Origin of the sequence: Limnospira sp. PMC 1279.21, from assembly GCF_032349615.1 — a bacterium.
GTDB classification, from domain to species: Bacteria; Cyanobacteriota; Cyanobacteriia; order Cyanobacteriales; family Microcoleaceae; genus Limnospira; species Limnospira fusiformis.
On record NZ_JARPLU010000523.1, the window covers coordinates 1 to 502 of the forward strand.

General features: G+C 43.8%; 1 protein-coding gene. It reads right to left on the bottom strand.

Annotated features, from left to right (window positions below; genetic code table 11):
- Positions 1–296 (bottom strand): IS630 transposase-related protein (locus tag P5683_RS25765; protein ID WP_315648831.1); only part of this gene is annotated, 296 nt, incomplete at its 3' end.
- Positions 297–502: the final 206 nt, after the last annotated feature.

A 502-nucleotide genomic window follows, 5' to 3' on the forward strand; every position in this document is an offset into this window, starting at 1 on the left:
ATGGTGCGAGGAGAGATGTCGTCATCCCAAAGTTGAGCCATTTGAGCGGAGGTTTGGTGGCTATGCTCTTGGGCAAAAGCCTTGAATTTGTGCCAGTCGGTAATTTGGTGGTTATGACCAGGTGGGCGATTAGGTTTAGGGAGGAAGTCTCCGGTGTGTTCTTTTCTTTGGAGCCAGAGATTGATAGTGTTCCGGCTGAGATGGAAAAATTGACTGGCTTTGGTTTTGGACATACCGTATAGTTCAATTGCATTGATAACTTTTTGTCTAAGGTCGTAACTGTAGGGGGCTGGCATGTTGGGTCTTCTGTAGATATCCTTGCCATTATACGTCCTAACTTTTCTGTCTTATGCTATATCAGATAGATTAATCTACCCGTTACAACCCTATAAGCCAATACCCCTAGATTAAACCCCTAGGGGTTATTTTATGGCTACAGATTGATGGATCCTACTACGGTTTTGAGTAACACCTAAGTAACGGTAGAATAGGGGTTATAGGC